Origin of the sequence: Streptomyces griseoviridis, from assembly GCF_005222485.1 — a bacterium.
In the GTDB taxonomy this organism is placed as follows: Bacteria; Actinomycetota; Actinomycetes; order Streptomycetales; family Streptomycetaceae; genus Streptomyces; species Streptomyces hintoniae.
This window is the reverse complement of record NZ_CP029078.1, coordinates 2,775,542-2,788,446: the sequence shown is the minus strand read 5'-3', so window position 1 is coordinate 2,788,446 and position 12,905 is coordinate 2,775,542. Positions and strand designations below refer to the sequence as shown.

Here is a 12,905-nt window from a genome sequence, read left to right as displayed (position 1 = left end):
GCCATGGGGGACCGCTGGCGGGTCGAGGTCGACCGCGGCGTCTGCATCGGGTCCGCCCAGTGCGTGCACCACGCGCCGGCCGGCTTCCGCCTCGACACCGGACGCCAGTCGCACCCGGTCCACGCCGAGACCGACGCCGGTGAACAGGTGCTCGCGGCGGCCGAGAGCTGCCCGGTGGAGGCGATCACCCTGACCGTACTGGGCAGCGGGGAGCCGGTGTTCCCACCGGAGGAGTGACTGCCCTAGAGGTCCTGACCCTCCGCCTCGGTCAGGTCGATGAGGCGGCAGACCGTCTCGATGTCGATCTTCACCTGGGCGATGGAGGCGCGGCCCGACAGCCAGGTGATGAGGGCCGAGTGCCAGGTGTGCTCGATGACGCGGACCGCCGAGAGCTGCCGCGGACCCGGGTCGGCCCGGCCCATCGCGTCCAGGATGATCAACGTCGTCTGCCGGGAGACCTGGTCCACCTCGGGGGAGACGCTGCGGTCCGCGAACGTCAGCGCGCGGACCATCGCGTCGGCCAGGTGCGGCTCGCGCTGGAGCGCGCGGAACGCCCGCATCAGGGTCTCCGCCACCCGCTCCGCCGCCGTCTCACCGGCCGGCGGCTTCTTGCGCAGCGTGCCGTGCATGTGCTCCAACTGGTCCTGCATGGTGGCGACCAGCAGATGCACCTTGGACGGGAAGTAGCGGTACAGGGTGCCGAGGGCGACCTGCGAGGACTCCGCGACCTCCCGCATCTGGACCGCGTCGAAACCGCCCCGGCTGGCCAACTGCGCGCTCGCGTGCAGGATCCGGCGCCGACGCGCCTCCTGACGCTCGGTGAGCGGCGGCGAGGCGGGCCGCGCGGTACTGGCTTCCACCTTGGCCGGCTTGGCTTGCGCAGGCATGGGCACCGTTCCGTGACAGTCGGTGAGGTCGGAGTGTTCGGGCCGATCATGGCAGGGCCGCCGTGGTGGCGTGAATCACCTGATCCACTGCTCACTCCACCGCTACCTGCCGGTAGATTCGGAATCTCCTGGACGATCAAGCTGGACGATCAAGTCTGAAACTTGTTCTAGATTAGCGTCCCGGCGTAATCTCGCGGGACAGTGCAGCCAGAAGGGGGCCCAGAGTGACCGCTGAGGCCAGTCAGCCGGGGTCGCACGACGACCGCGCAGCCGACGGCGAGCGACCGCTCCGCATCGCGCTCCTCACCTATAAGGGAAACCCGTTCTGCGGCGGCCAGGGCGTCTACACCCGGCACCTCTCCCGCGAACTGGCCCGGCTCGGCCACCACGTCGAGGTGATCGGCTCCCAGCCCTACCCGGTCCTCGACGAAGGACTGCCCGGCCTCACCCTCACCGAGCTGCCCAGCCTCGACCTCTACCGCTCCTCCGACCCGTTCCGCACCCCGCGACGCGACGAGTACCGGGACTGGATCGACGCCCTCGAAGTCGCCACCATGTGGACCGGCGGCTTCCCCGAGCCGCTCACCTTCTCCCTGCGCGCCGGACGCCTCCTGCGCTCCAGGCGCGGCGAGTTCGACGTCGTCCACGACAACCAGACGCTCGGATACGGGCTGTTGGGCGACGTCGGCGCCCCGCTCGTCACCACCATCCACCACCCCATCACCGTCGACCGGCAGTTGGAGCTGGACGCCGCCGACGGCTGGCGCGAGCGGCTCTCCAAACGCCGCTGGTACGGCTTCACCCGGATGCAGAAGCGGGTCGCCCGCAGACTGCCGTCCCTGCTCACCGTCTCCGGCACCTCCCGGCAAGAGATCATCGACCACCTCGGGGTCCGCGACGACCGCATCCACGTCGTCCACATCGGCGCCGACACCGACCTCTTCTCCCCCGACCCTTCGGTACCCGTGGTCCCGGGCCGGATCGTCACCACGTCAAGCGCCGACGTGCCCCTCAAGGGCCTCGTCCACCTCGTCGAGGCGCTCGCCAAGGTCCGCGCCGAACACCCCGCCGCCCACCTCGTCGTCGTCGGCAGACGGCCCACCGAGGGACCCGTCGCCCAGGCCGTCGAGCGCTACGGCCTCGGCGACGCCGTCGAGTTCGTCAAGGGCATCTCCGACGCCGAACTCGTCGACCTGATCCGCTCCGCCGAGGCCGCCTGCGTGCCCTCGCTCTACGAGGGCTTCTCGCTGCCGGCCGCCGAGGCCATGGCCACCGGCACGCCCCTCGTCGCCACCACGGGCGGCGCCATCCCCGAGGTCGCGGGACCGGACGGCGAGACCTGCCTCGCGGTGCCCCCCGGCGACGCCCAGGCCCTCGCCGCCGGGCTCGGCAGACTGCTGGGCGACCCGGCGCTGCGCGCCCGGCTCGGCACGGCGGGACGGCAACGCGTACTAGCCCGCTTCACCTGGGCCCGCGCGGCCGAGGGCACGGCCGCCCGCTACCGCGAGGCCATCGCCGCCGCAGGCGCGGGCCGCCCGACCCGCCCCGCGCCCGCACCGACCCCGCCGCCCACGGCAACGGACCGCGCCGAAGCCGACGTTGAACCCAACCCCGAAAGCAGGGCCACGTGCTGACCGTCGACTTCTCCCGGTTCCCGCTCGCCCCGGGCGACCGCGTCCTGGACCTCGGCTGCGGCGCCGGCCGGCACGCGTTCGAGTGCTACCGGCGCGGCGCCCGGGTCGTCGCGCTGGACCAGAACGGCGAGGAGATCCGCGAGGTCGCCAAGTGGTTCGCGGCGATGGCCGAGGCCGGCGAGGCACCGGAGGGCGCGACCGCCACCGCCATGGAGGGCGACGCCCTTGCCCTGCCCTTCCCCGACGAGTCCTTCGACGTCGTCATCATCTCCGAGGTGATGGAGCACATCCCCGACGACAAGGGCGTACTCGCCGAAATGGTACGGGTGTTGAAGCCCGGCGGCCGGATCGCGATCACCGTCCCCCGGTACGGTCCCGAGAAGGTCTGCTGGACCCTCTCCGACGCCTACCACGAGGTCGAGGGCGGCCACATCCGCATCTACAAGGCGGACGAACTCCTCGCGCTGATACGGGAGTCGGGGCTGCGCCCGTACGGCACCCACCACGCGCACGGACTGCACTCCCCGTACTGGTGGCTGAAGTGCGCGTTCGGCGTCGACAACGACCAGGCGCTGCCGGTGCGGGCGTACCACAAGCTGCTCGTCTGGGACATCATGAAGAAACCGCTCGCCACCCGGGTCGCCGAGCAGGCGCTCAACCCGCTGATCGGCAAGAGCTTCGTGGCGTACGCGACCAAGCCGCACCTGCCCCGGGTGGACGCCACGTGACCACCCCCCGGACAGAACACCTCGTCCTGCCCGGGGTCCTCACCGCCGAGCAGGCCCTCGCCACCGTCGCCGGCATCCGCGCCGTGCAGCGCGAGGACGGCGCGATCCCGTGGTTCAGGGGCCACCACCTCGACCCGTGGGACCACACCGAGGCCGCGATGGCGCTGGACGCGGCGGGCGAACACGAGGCCGCCACCCGGGCCTACGAATGGCTCGCCCGGCACCAGAACGACGACGGCTCCTGGTACGCGGCCTACGCCGACGGCGACTTCGCCGACGTCACCGACCGGGGCCGGGAGACCAACTTCGTCGCGTACGTGGCGGTCGGCGTCTGGCACCACTACCTGTCCACCGGCGACGACACGTTCCTCGACCGGATGTGGCCGGTCGTCCACGCGGCGGTCGAGTACGTGCTGCGCCTCCAGCAGCCCGGCGGCCAGATCGGCTGGAAGGGCGAGGACGACGGAACCTCCACCACCGACGCCCTGCTGACCGGCTCCTCGTCCGTCCACCACGCGCTGCGGTGCGCGCTCGCCATCGCCGAACAACGCGAAGAGGCGCAGCCGGACTGGGAGTTGGCGGTCGGCGCGCTACGACACGCGATCCGCCGCCACCCCGAGCGGTTCCTCGACAAGGGCCGCTACTCGATGGACTGGTACTACCCCGTCCTCGGCGGCGCGTTGACCGGCACGGAGGCCAAGTCCCGCCTGGAGGAAGGCTGGGACCGCTTCGTCGTCCCCGGCCTCGGGGTACGGTGCGTGATCCCCAACCCGTGGGTCACCGGCGGCGAATCAGCCGAACTCGCCCTCACGCTCTGGGCGTTGGGCGAGTCCGACCGCGCACTGGAGATCCTCCAGTCCATCCAGCACCTGCGGGACGCGGAGAGCGGCCTGTACTGGACGGGGTACGTCTACCAGGACAAGGCCGTCTGGCCCCAGGAACTCACCACCTGGACGGCGGGCTCCCTGCTCCTCGCGGTAGCGGCCCTGGGCGGCCACGAGGCAACCTGCACGATCTTCGAGGGAACCCACCTCCCTATGGGGCTGGACCCGGACTGCTGCGACTGAGCGTGAGCCAGTGGCGGTGCTGCGGTGCTGCGCTGGTGGTACGGGGTTGGTTGTCCGTAGCGGCGCTGCGGTGCTGCGCTGGTGCACCGTGGAGGTCAGTGGCGGTGCATGCGGTTGGCTATGGCGTGGCCGATGAACAGGTAGACCACCACTGCCAGGCCGTAGCCCGCCACCACGCGCGCCCACGCCTCGTCGAAGGTGCTGTGTCTTCTGGGGGGTGCCCCCAGACCCCCGGGTCACGTGACCAGCCGGTGGCACGGCAGGTCGCGCGCCCCGGGCAACGCCGTCGTGGGGCCGGTACGGAGATCCGGCGACGTGTGGGGGGCCGTCCGCCGGTGGTGGCGTGGGGTGAGAGTGAGCTAGTGGCGGTGCATGCGGTTGGCTATGGCGTGGCCGATGAACAGGTAGACCACCGCCGCCAGGCCGTAGCCCGCCACCACCCGCGCCCACGCCTCGTCGAAGGTGAACAGGTCGCGTGACCAGCCTGCCAGCCAGGCGGCCACATTGTGGACGAACTGCACCAGATCGTTGGCGCGGTTGGCGTCCAGCAGATACATCAGGATCCACAGTCCGATGATGACGGCCATGACGTCCGCGACGACCGCGATGACCGTTCCCGCGGAGTTGGAACCGCTCCGATTTCGATAGGACATGGTGTTCGAATGGCCTCGGATCGCTCGTTGAAACCCTTGGGGTTGACGGGCCCGTCACTCGAACAGATTCCCCCGGGTGGCGGAGCCCGGCCTCCCGGGTGACGGTGGCCTGGAGATCCGCCCGACGTCCCCCCGGAGGACCCCGTGGCCATACCCGTACGGCGCCTGTTCGTGGCGCTCACCCTCTGCTGCGCCCTGATAGCGGGCGCCACCGCCTGCGGAGCCGGCAGCGACAACGCCGTCTCCGCGGCGTCGACGCCCAGCGCGACCCACTCCGTCGACCGGCAGAAGCTCGCCAAGACCCGCTTCGTCGCGAACGCGGGACTGGCCGCGGGGGCGACCTACCAGTGGATCGTGAAGCCCTGGAAGGCCGGCAAGTTCAAGAAGGGCGCCCACGGCAGGAAGCTCGCGCTGGTGAAGGCCGCTCTCGCGGGCGGGTTCGCCTACAACCGGCTCAAGGCCGCGCACCGCAACGCCGAGGGCGACCCGACCCTCTCCAAGGCGCTCGCCCCGCTCACGGCGGGCATCGACTCCCTCAAGGACCTGCCGTCCAAGCTCCGCAAGGGCGACAACCCCGACGGGGTGGCAGGCGACTACAACGACATCATCAACAAGGTGAAGGACGCGGGGAAGGGCGCGGGCGCCGAGGTCAAGGACCAGGTCCCGTCGACGTCACAGCTGACGAGCGGTTCTTGAGTGCCCTGAGTGCCCTGAGTGCGCTGAGTGCCCTGGGTGTCCAGGCGGCTGTCTAGGAGTTCAGCTCCGCGAGCACCCGCAGCGTCGCACGGTCCGGTGCCAGGGCCAGCAGGTCGGTCACCGGACCCTTGCGCCACAAGTCAAGCCGTTCGGCGATGCGTTGACGCGGCCCGACGAGCGAGATCTCGTCGGCGAAGGAGTCGGGCACGGCACGCACGGCGTCCTCCCGGCGTCCCGCGAGGAACAACTCCCGTACCTGGTGGGCCTCTTCCGCGTATCCCATCCGGCCCATCAGGTCGGTGTGGAAGTTGAGGGTCGTGTGGCCCATGCCGCCGATGTAGAAGCCGAGCATGGCCTTCACGGGCAGCAGCCCCTCGGCCACGTCGTCACAGACCTGGACGCGGGCCATGGGCGCGACGACGAATCCCTCTGGGAGACCGCCGGTCACCGCAGGGCCGTACACCTCGGGCCGGGAGGGCGACCAGTACAACGGCAGCCAGCCGTCGGCGATCCGCGTCGTCTGGGCGACGTTCTTGGGACCCTCGGCGCCGAGAAGCACGGGAAGATCGCTCCGCACCGGATGGGTGATGGACTTGAGCGGCTTCCCGAGCCCGGTCCCGTCCTCGCCCGGATAGGGGAGCGGATGGAACCGCCCGTCCAGCCGCACCGGCTCCTCCCGGCGCAGCACCTGCCGCACGACATCGACGTACTCGCGGGTCGCGGTCAGCGGCGACGACGGGAACGGCCGCCCGTACCACCCCTCCACCACCTGCGGCCCCGACAGCCCGAGCCCCAACATGACGCGTCCACCGGAGAGATGGTCGAGGGTGAGGGCGTGCATGGCGGTGGCGGTGGGGGAGCGGGCCGCCATCTGCGCGACGGCGGTGCCCAGTCGGATGGTCGAGGTGTGGGCGGCGATCCAGGTGAGCGGGGTGAAGGCGTCGGAGCCCCACGACTCGGCGGTCCACACGGAGTGATACCCGAGCCGCTCGGCCTCCTGAGCCAGCCCGACATCCCCGGCGGACGGCCCCCGCCCCCAGTACCCGAGCGCGACACCCAACCGCATCTGCCGGCCTCCTGACGATCCGTCACATCGGCTCCGTGCCTGCGACTGTACGACAGGCGACGCGACCGGTCCAGAACACCGCGGTGACCGAAGACGAACGGGACGAAAAGCCGTTGGTGGACGGCCGAGTCCCCTGCTACCGTCCCGGTGGCCGTGCGAGAGAACGAGGAGGTGGTACCCGTGAACGCAGTTCAGACATGGGTGCTCCCCTCCAGGGTCACGGCCGGGCGATAGGTCGTCCGGGAGCGCCGTTCCAGAGCACTCCCGAAAGGCACGACCATGCGCTTCACCTCAGAGCGACGTCTCGACGACGGCGTCCTCGCCCGCGAGTTCACCCTCGGCGAGATCCCCGGCACCCTGTGGACACCCGCGTCCGCCGCACCGGCCCCGCTGATCCTGATGGCCCACAACAACGGCCTCCCCAAGAACGAGCCGAGGCTGGTGGCCCGAGCCCTCCGATCGGCGGCGTACGGCTACGCGGTGGCCACCATCGACGCCGCGGGCTGCGGAACCCGCCCCCGTTCCGCAACCGACGAGCAGGCGCGCGCCGACCTGCGCCGGGCGATGCGGGCCGGCGATCCGGTCGACGAGATCTTCGAATCCCTCATCGGCCCCCTGGTCGAGAACGCGGTCCCGGAGTGGCGGACCACTCTGGACGCCCTCCTCGAACTGCCCGAGATCGACGGCCCGGTCGGCTACTCGGGCTGGACAGCACTCGGCATCCGGCTGACGGCGACCGATCCCCGCATCACCGCAGCGGGCTTCTTCGCCGGAGGCTATGTGCCGCGCGCCCAACGCGAGGAGGCGAGGCGGATCACGATCCCGCTCCTCCTCCTGCTCCAGTGGGACGACGAGGGCAACCCCCGCGAGCGCGCCCTGGACCTGTTCGACACCTTCGCCAGCGAGGAGAAGACCCTGCACGCCAACATGGGCGGCCACACGGGCACCCCCTGGTTCGAGCTGGAGGACGGAAACCGCTTCTTCGGGCGGCACTTGAAGAAGGACTGACCCCCGGCGGAGGGCAGCGCGTCGGTACGCCTGCCCTCCGCGCGTCGAGGCGGGGGGACTGACCACGGCGCCGCTGGACCGCCACATTCCTCGACGCCACCCACCCCGACCGCCCGCACGTGCGGTACGTGCTCGCTCTACCGCAGAGTCCCGAACCGCCCGGAGCCTCTTCCGGCCCTGCTCGATCAGCATGAGCGCCTCTCGCGCCTGGCTGGTGACCCCTGATCAAGTGTCATGAGCTCGATGATCCTGTCAGGGAGATGGTAGGCGCTCTCACCGCAACCAAATTCCAGCTTGCCCCAGTAGAATTTGTGCAACTCTATTTCAAACAGCATTAAAGTGTCACCCTTTTATGTCACCCTTTAAGCGTCCGGTGTCTCTGGAGCAACGTGCTGCGAGATCTGTTTCAGACCGTCGGTCCGTTCGTGAGTCAAAGGAAATCTCGTATTCAATTGTTCCGGCAGAGATGGCGACTCGACTAGAAGGACGATCAGCGCACGGGCGACGGCGTCCAGCGGAAGATGCTCGGCATCGCCCGCCTGCACAACCGCCCGGAGTTCCGGCTACCCCAGCATTTGGTCTTCGTCAAAGCCGAGCTCGTCCTCGACCCCGAGTTCGACAGCCGCATGCCATCGGACAATGTCGGGCCACGGTTGGGACGTCATCCGGCGAAGGCGTAGAAGGGCTTCCGGCGTGCCGATATCCCCCAGAGAAGAGATGACCTTCTGGCACAGCCAGTACGCCGGAGCGTCCTCGTCTACCGAACCTTCCGCCACCCTGAACAGGCAGGCGACCGCGTCCGTTTCCCGGATCTCGCCAAGGATCTCCACGAGATCCTCTTTGTTGAACCCTGCGGCGTCCGAATCCAGAATCTCCTGAATTGCCCCGCCCGGGCCCGGCGCCCGCAAGGGGGCGGCCAAGTTGGCGAACTTGTCGACCCGTGTCCAGTTACCCGCGTGAGCGGCTTCCCGGATCCAGGAGGCGATGAGCTGAGCGACCTCGGGATGCCCGGCTGCGATGGACCTGGCATCCCGCCCCGTGCCGTCGGTGAGTGCTTCAACCAGATCAGCCTGAGATCTCTCTTCTCCACGGAACGTCACCAGTCCTCCACTCTTCCGAAGCCGACGATTCCCGAATCGAACACGTCGACCGATCCAGGTCCGAGGCTGCACACGCCGAAGCCGCGCTCCGACTGGCAAAAGGCGGTTGGCGGGCCCGACGAGGTATGTGGGTGTCTGTCTGGTTGTGCGGGATTGTTGCCGTCGCCACTGCCGTCAGGCGGTTCAGCCCAGGTACGGCTTCTCGCGCTGTTCCAGGAAGTGCTGGAGCCTGTCAGGCACGTTCCGCATCCTTTGGCCATTCAAAGGACTGAGGTGGCGCCACCAAAGCCGCGAGAACACCCTCCACGCTTTCGTCGGTAAGAGCGATCAAGCTCCACCCGCCCCCCTGGACGGTGAATAGGCCAACCGGAGGGTCATCCTCGTCGAGAACTGCAAAGAAGTCCCGCCATCCAAATCTATTCTTCCGGAATTCATCCAGTGTGGAATACCGGTCTCGATACGTGCCTCGAAGTGTGGACCTCGGCCCAACTCCGACGCGGATCAAACCGGATACCTCCTCAAAGATTTCCGGCACAACGGGAGGCGGCAGCAAAAGCAACGACTGGCATTTGGCCCTTCGAAGTAGCTCCGCAATCTTCAGAGTGGACACTTCTTGCAAACTCGCCAAGATGACTCCATTGAGAACGCTGGTGGGCGGTACCTGCAGGTACCGCCCACCAGAGCTTAATTATCAGAACCCGAGATCCTCTAGTCGCGCACCGGGCCATGCCGCCCTGGCTCGACCTTGCATGACCCCTTGGATGATCACTTCAGCCTCGCCGCGAAGGTCATCTTCGACCCATGGCTGATCGTTTACATGGACGTGGAAACGTCCGCTGGGGATGGTGGCTCTAATGGCAACTCCACTACCTCCACCTCGGGTAGCCGCTCGAATAGCGGCAGCGGGACTAGTGGTCCAGCTGGTGTAGTCACTATCGGTCATACCGCGATGGTGAATATCAGGCGTCGAATCCCCGCCCCGCGGCCTTCTAATTCCTTACACCGCATCATCAAAGGCGGGGTTGAAGTCGCCGGTCTCGCTGCTCACTTCCGCAACTCCCCGATAGACCGTGGTGCCGTCACCGCAATTGTGCACAAGCACCGGAGTAGCGCCCGCCACCACATAGTACGTGTGCTGCGCGAAGCCTTCGACCTGCTTTTTCGCAGGTCAAGCGCAGTTCGCTGGTCCGGTGAAGTGCGTGGGTGTCCGTGGTTGTGCGGGGTTGTTGCCGTCGCTGCTGCCGTCAGGCGGTTCAGCCCAGGTACGGCTTCTCGCGCTGTTCCAGGAAGTGCTGGAGCCTGAGTCGTTGGGTGTGGTGCATCGGCAACTGCTCGATTTCTGTGCCGACCAGGCCGGTGATCTCGAGCGATGGCTGGCGTCTACGCCCACGTACGACTCCACCTCCAACGCCAAACCTCGACACTCTGAACGGCGCCCTCAGCCCAACCGAGGACGGCACCGACACCCCAACTGCCGTCGCCGTCTGCTGCCGTTGCCGTCAAACACCCGAGGAGCCTGGCCAGAATCGACTCTGGCGAGGCTCCTCTATTCCGCTGGAGCCAATGGGTGACGCTAGGGTTAGGCTGCATCAGCCTCCATGCAAACTTGCTGGATTTGATGCATCACGCGCGCAGTCTCACTTCATTCTCGCGTTACGCAGCTTCTCGGATGCGGAATTGATATTGACGAACAGTGCACGCCTTTCAGGCAAAGCTGACTCTGCTGCCCTCAGTTCTCTCTCATGTACCTGAGAGAAGTTGCACCACGCCTCGTAAATCGATTTTGTACACTCCCGAAGCAGTGCGGAGCATTCAGCTACTTGACGCATAGATAGCTCACGCTTTCCTTCCGCGCCAATCCAACGGTTGTACCTCGCGTCCTCGGCGATGAATTCACCGATCAGTTCCACCAGATCGTTGCCGAGCATTTCGCTACTCAACATCAACAGGACCAGGTTCGTGGCTGGCGCGGCTGTTGGGCCGGTAATTTCTGCCGGGGTTGGCCATCCCTCGGGCATCTCTTCCAGCCATGCCCAATCATCAGGTACTGACATCATCTTCCCCTGTCACCCGGCATTGTGTCGCCGGATCAAGTACTTCGTCAGCTCAATGGATGACGACATATCCGGGAGATCTGAGACCCCTCCTGCGCGTAGAACTTCAGCACGGTACGTAACACAACTTCGGCTGTCGACGTTGTAGCGGCCAAGATTCCTCCCCAAAGTCACTTCATGGAAGGCTAGAGCGCCTCCCGGGTTTGACAATGGAATCCGCACCTTAATCGTAGTGGGCGCGTGCGGCTCCGTGCGAATCGCGGGCACTGCATCCGTACCGGGGACGCCTACTTGTTCGGTATGCAGCGCCTCATCCGCTGTCTCAACCTTCACGGTCGCGTGCTTTTCCACCGGGTCCAAGTAGACCGTGGCCGTTCCTTCTCCGCAGTTATGAACCAGGACCGGAGCATCCCCGGCCACCACATAGTGCGTGTGCTACGCGGCACCGCTCCAACTGCTTCTTTGCAGGTCAGGACGTGTTTCGGGTTCCGCTGGCGTGCGTGGTTGTGCGGGGAAATCCATGGGTGTTGCCGTCGCTACTGCCGTCAGACGGTTCAGCCCAGGTACGGCTTCTCACGCTGTTCCAGGAAGTGCTGGAGCCTGAGTCGTTGGGTGTGGTGCATCGGCAACTGCTCGATCTCGTCCGGCGGCACGAACCGGAGCTCGGTGGACTCGTCGGAGATTGCCAGCCGGCCGCCGGTGATGCGGGCGGTGAAGCAGACGTTGAACTGGCGGCGGACCTCGCCGTCGGTGTAGGCGATGATGTGTTTCGGGTCGGTGTAGGTGCCGACCAGGCCGGTGATCTCCACGTCGAGGCCGGTCTCTTCCATGACCTCGCGGACTGCCGTGCCGGGCAGGGAGTCGGTGAGGTCCATGCCGCCTCCGGGCAGTGCCCATAGGTTGTTGTCGCGGCGGCGCTGGAGGAGGATGCGCCCATGATCGTCGGTGACGACGGCGGAGGCAGCGACGACCATGCTGTTCGGCTTGGGCGCATTGGGGTCGTCGTAGTACTCGGTGCGGGCCACGGTCAGCCTTCCTCTCGTACGCGGGTTGCGGTCGCCCACACGGCGTCGAAGCTGTCGGCGTAGGTGTCGAACATGCCGCCTGTCTCGTGTCGGCGAAGGTGCCACACGGGGGCGGCGTACGCGTTGACGCCCCAGACGTGTGCGTTGACGAGTTGCTGGTCGTCGGCGCGGTAGAGGGAGTTGTAGAGCGTGGTTGCGTGGGTGCGGACTTCGATGCCGGGGGTGTCGGCGACCGGCTTGTAGTGCATGAGCGCGAGGCGGCAGCGGGATTCGATGCCGTGGCCGAACCGCTCTTCCTGGCCGCGGGCTTGGACGTTGTCGCTGTCGGGGTCCCCGATCGCGATGCGGACGGTGCAGCCTTCGGCGGCGCGTTCGGTGAGGAGTTCGTTCAGCCGCGGGTAGGCCTCGTGGAGGAAGACTGCCGCGTAGACGAGGATGTCGATCCGTTCCCGGGCCTGGGCCATCAGGTCGGTGAACGCCGAGACGGGGATGTCGGCCCGCTGCCCGTAGAGCGCCACCAACTCAGGGCTGATGGCGCGGGCGGGGCGGGCCTGGCGGAGCGTCGGCCAGAGTGCGTGCACGTCTTCTCCCAGGGCTTTGGCCGCCTGGAGGGCAGTGGCACGACGTGGGATACGCCCGAGGTTCACCCAGCGCTCGACCGACTTGGGGTCGACCTCGACCTGCTGAGCGAGTGCGGCGTACGTCCAGCCTCCCGCCGCCATGACGGCTCGTAGTCTCTCGTTCGGCACGAGTCTCCCCCTTCGCCTCAGGACGGCACCAGGGACGTTCTACAGGGTGCGGGACGTCCCGAAGTGAGGTTTGGTGGAGGTTCCTTCGTCCCGGTGACCGGCGTGAGGATCGGTGCCGACCCTGCGGCACCAACAGGCCCAGGGGCACGCATCAACGCCGCCGAGGAGCGTCACCGTGCGAATGAGCGCCACCCCATGTGTTCCCGCCCTGCGACTGGACGCCCGGTCGCACGCCGCC

General features: G+C 67.6%; 13 protein-coding genes and 1 pseudogene. 6 read left to right on the top strand and 8 right to left on the bottom strand.

The window, feature by feature from the left end; translation table 11 throughout:
* The first annotated feature begins 3 nt into the window (after positions 1 to 3).
* Positions 4 to 237, top strand: coding sequence for a ferredoxin (locus tag DDJ31_RS11450; RefSeq protein ID WP_127182848.1), 234 nt, complete (start codon positions 4 to 6; stop codon positions 235 to 237).
* Positions 238 to 242: 5 nt separating this feature from the next.
* Here the strand turns inward: DDJ31_RS11450 and DDJ31_RS11445 are convergent, their stop codons facing one another.
* Positions 243 to 887 carry a TetR family transcriptional regulator gene (locus DDJ31_RS11445; protein ID WP_127180381.1) on the bottom strand — a complete coding sequence of 215 codons (645 nt, stop codon included), beginning with the start codon at positions 885 to 887 and terminating at the stop codon, positions 243 to 245.
* Between the two features lie 224 nt (positions 888 to 1,111).
* Between DDJ31_RS11445 and DDJ31_RS11440 the strand changes: the two genes are divergently transcribed.
* From DDJ31_RS11440 to DDJ31_RS11430, 3 genes are read left to right on the top strand one after another with little or no spacing between them, the layout of a single operon-like run.
* Positions 1,112 to 2,521 carry a glycosyltransferase family 4 protein gene (locus DDJ31_RS11440; RefSeq protein ID WP_127180382.1) on the top strand — a complete coding sequence of 470 codons (1,410 nt, stop codon included), beginning with the start codon at positions 1,112 to 1,114 and terminating at the stop codon, positions 2,519 to 2,521.
* Positions 2,515 to 3,249, top strand: coding sequence for a class I SAM-dependent methyltransferase (locus tag DDJ31_RS11435; RefSeq protein WP_127180383.1), 735 nt, complete (start codon positions 2,515 to 2,517; stop codon positions 3,247 to 3,249). The genes DDJ31_RS11440 and DDJ31_RS11435 overlap by 7 nt, the downstream gene beginning before the upstream one ends.
* The gene (locus tag DDJ31_RS11430; RefSeq protein ID WP_171480809.1) at positions 3,246 to 4,316 is read left to right on the top strand and encodes a prenyltransferase/squalene oxidase repeat-containing protein; all 1,071 of its coding nucleotides are present in this window, start codon (positions 3,246 to 3,248) and stop codon (positions 4,314 to 4,316) included. Before DDJ31_RS11435 ends, DDJ31_RS11430 begins: the two co-directional genes overlap by 4 nt.
* A gap of 359 nt (positions 4,317 to 4,675) precedes the next feature.
* Here DDJ31_RS11430 and DDJ31_RS11425 read toward each other — a convergent pair whose 3' ends face one another.
* Positions 4,676 to 4,969, bottom strand: a complete 294-nt coding sequence (locus tag DDJ31_RS11425; RefSeq protein ID WP_093835201.1) for a hypothetical protein — start codon at positions 4,967 to 4,969, stop codon at positions 4,676 to 4,678.
* Positions 4,970 to 5,113: 144 nt separating this feature from the next.
* Here DDJ31_RS11425 and DDJ31_RS11420 point away from each other — a divergent pair, with 144 nt between their 5' ends.
* Positions 5,114 to 5,665: a hypothetical protein gene (locus DDJ31_RS11420; RefSeq protein WP_127180385.1), complete on the top strand. Its 552-nt coding sequence runs from the start codon at positions 5,114 to 5,116 to the stop codon at positions 5,663 to 5,665.
* A 52-nt stretch (positions 5,666 to 5,717) separates the two neighbouring features.
* Here DDJ31_RS11420 and DDJ31_RS11415 read toward each other — a convergent pair whose 3' ends face one another.
* Positions 5,718 to 6,731, bottom strand: coding sequence for an LLM class F420-dependent oxidoreductase (locus DDJ31_RS11415; protein WP_127180386.1), 1,014 nt, complete (start codon positions 6,729 to 6,731; stop codon positions 5,718 to 5,720).
* A 279-nt stretch (positions 6,732 to 7,010) separates the two neighbouring features.
* On the opposite strand from DDJ31_RS11415, the gene DDJ31_RS11410 reads away from it, so the two are divergent.
* Positions 7,011 to 7,739 carry a dienelactone hydrolase family protein gene (locus DDJ31_RS11410; RefSeq protein ID WP_127180387.1) on the top strand — a complete coding sequence of 243 codons (729 nt, stop codon included), beginning with the start codon at positions 7,011 to 7,013 and terminating at the stop codon, positions 7,737 to 7,739.
* A gap of 563 nt (positions 7,740 to 8,302) precedes the next feature.
* Here the strand turns inward: DDJ31_RS11410 and DDJ31_RS11405 are convergent.
* From DDJ31_RS11405 to DDJ31_RS11385, 5 genes and pseudogenes are all read right to left on the bottom strand, one after another.
* Positions 8,303 to 8,839, bottom strand: a complete 537-nt coding sequence (locus tag DDJ31_RS11405) for a HEAT repeat domain-containing protein (RefSeq protein WP_164784993.1) — start codon at positions 8,837 to 8,839, stop codon at positions 8,303 to 8,305.
* A 1,253-nt stretch (positions 8,840 to 10,092) separates the two neighbouring features.
* A pseudogene (locus DDJ31_RS11400) lies at positions 10,093 to 10,182 on the bottom strand (DNA mismatch repair protein MutT); the annotation flags it as partial.
* Positions 10,183 to 10,476: 294 nt separating this feature from the next.
* Positions 10,477 to 10,896, bottom strand: a complete 420-nt coding sequence (locus tag DDJ31_RS11395; RefSeq protein ID WP_127180389.1) for a hypothetical protein — start codon at positions 10,894 to 10,896, stop codon at positions 10,477 to 10,479.
* A gap of 551 nt (positions 10,897 to 11,447) precedes the next feature.
* A complete protein-coding gene (locus tag DDJ31_RS11390; protein ID WP_127180390.1) occupies positions 11,448 to 11,918 on the bottom strand; it encodes an NUDIX domain-containing protein in 471 nt (156 codons plus the stop codon).
* Between the two features lie 2 nt (positions 11,919 to 11,920).
* Positions 11,921 to 12,640 carry an XRE family transcriptional regulator gene (locus DDJ31_RS11385; RefSeq protein WP_127182849.1) on the bottom strand — a complete coding sequence of 240 codons (720 nt, stop codon included), beginning with the start codon at positions 12,638 to 12,640 and terminating at the stop codon, positions 11,921 to 11,923.
* Positions 12,641 to 12,905 lie beyond the last annotated feature (265 nt).

Coding starts and splice junctions, on each gene's coding strand:
- DDJ31_RS11450 (WP_127182848.1), top strand. CDS start 4: ATGGGGGACCGCTGGCGGGTCGAGGTCGACCGCGGCGTCTGCATCGGG.
- DDJ31_RS11445 (WP_127180381.1), bottom strand. CDS start 887: ATGCCTGCGCAAGCCAAGCCGGCCAAGGTGGAAGCCAGTACCGCGCGG.
- DDJ31_RS11425 (WP_093835201.1), bottom strand. CDS start 4,969: ATGTCCTATCGAAATCGGAGCGGTTCCAACTCCGCGGGAACGGTCATC.
- DDJ31_RS11415 (WP_127180386.1), bottom strand. CDS start 6,731: ATGCGGTTGGGTGTCGCGCTCGGGTACTGGGGGCGGGGGCCGTCCGCC.
- DDJ31_RS11410 (WP_127180387.1), top strand. CDS start 7,011: ATGCGCTTCACCTCAGAGCGACGTCTCGACGACGGCGTCCTCGCCCGC.
- DDJ31_RS11395 (WP_127180389.1), bottom strand. CDS start 10,896: ATGATGTCAGTACCTGATGATTGGGCATGGCTGGAAGAGATGCCCGAG.
- DDJ31_RS11385 (WP_127182849.1), bottom strand. CDS start 12,640: ATGGCGGCGGGAGGCTGGACGTACGCCGCACTCGCTCAGCAGGTCGAG.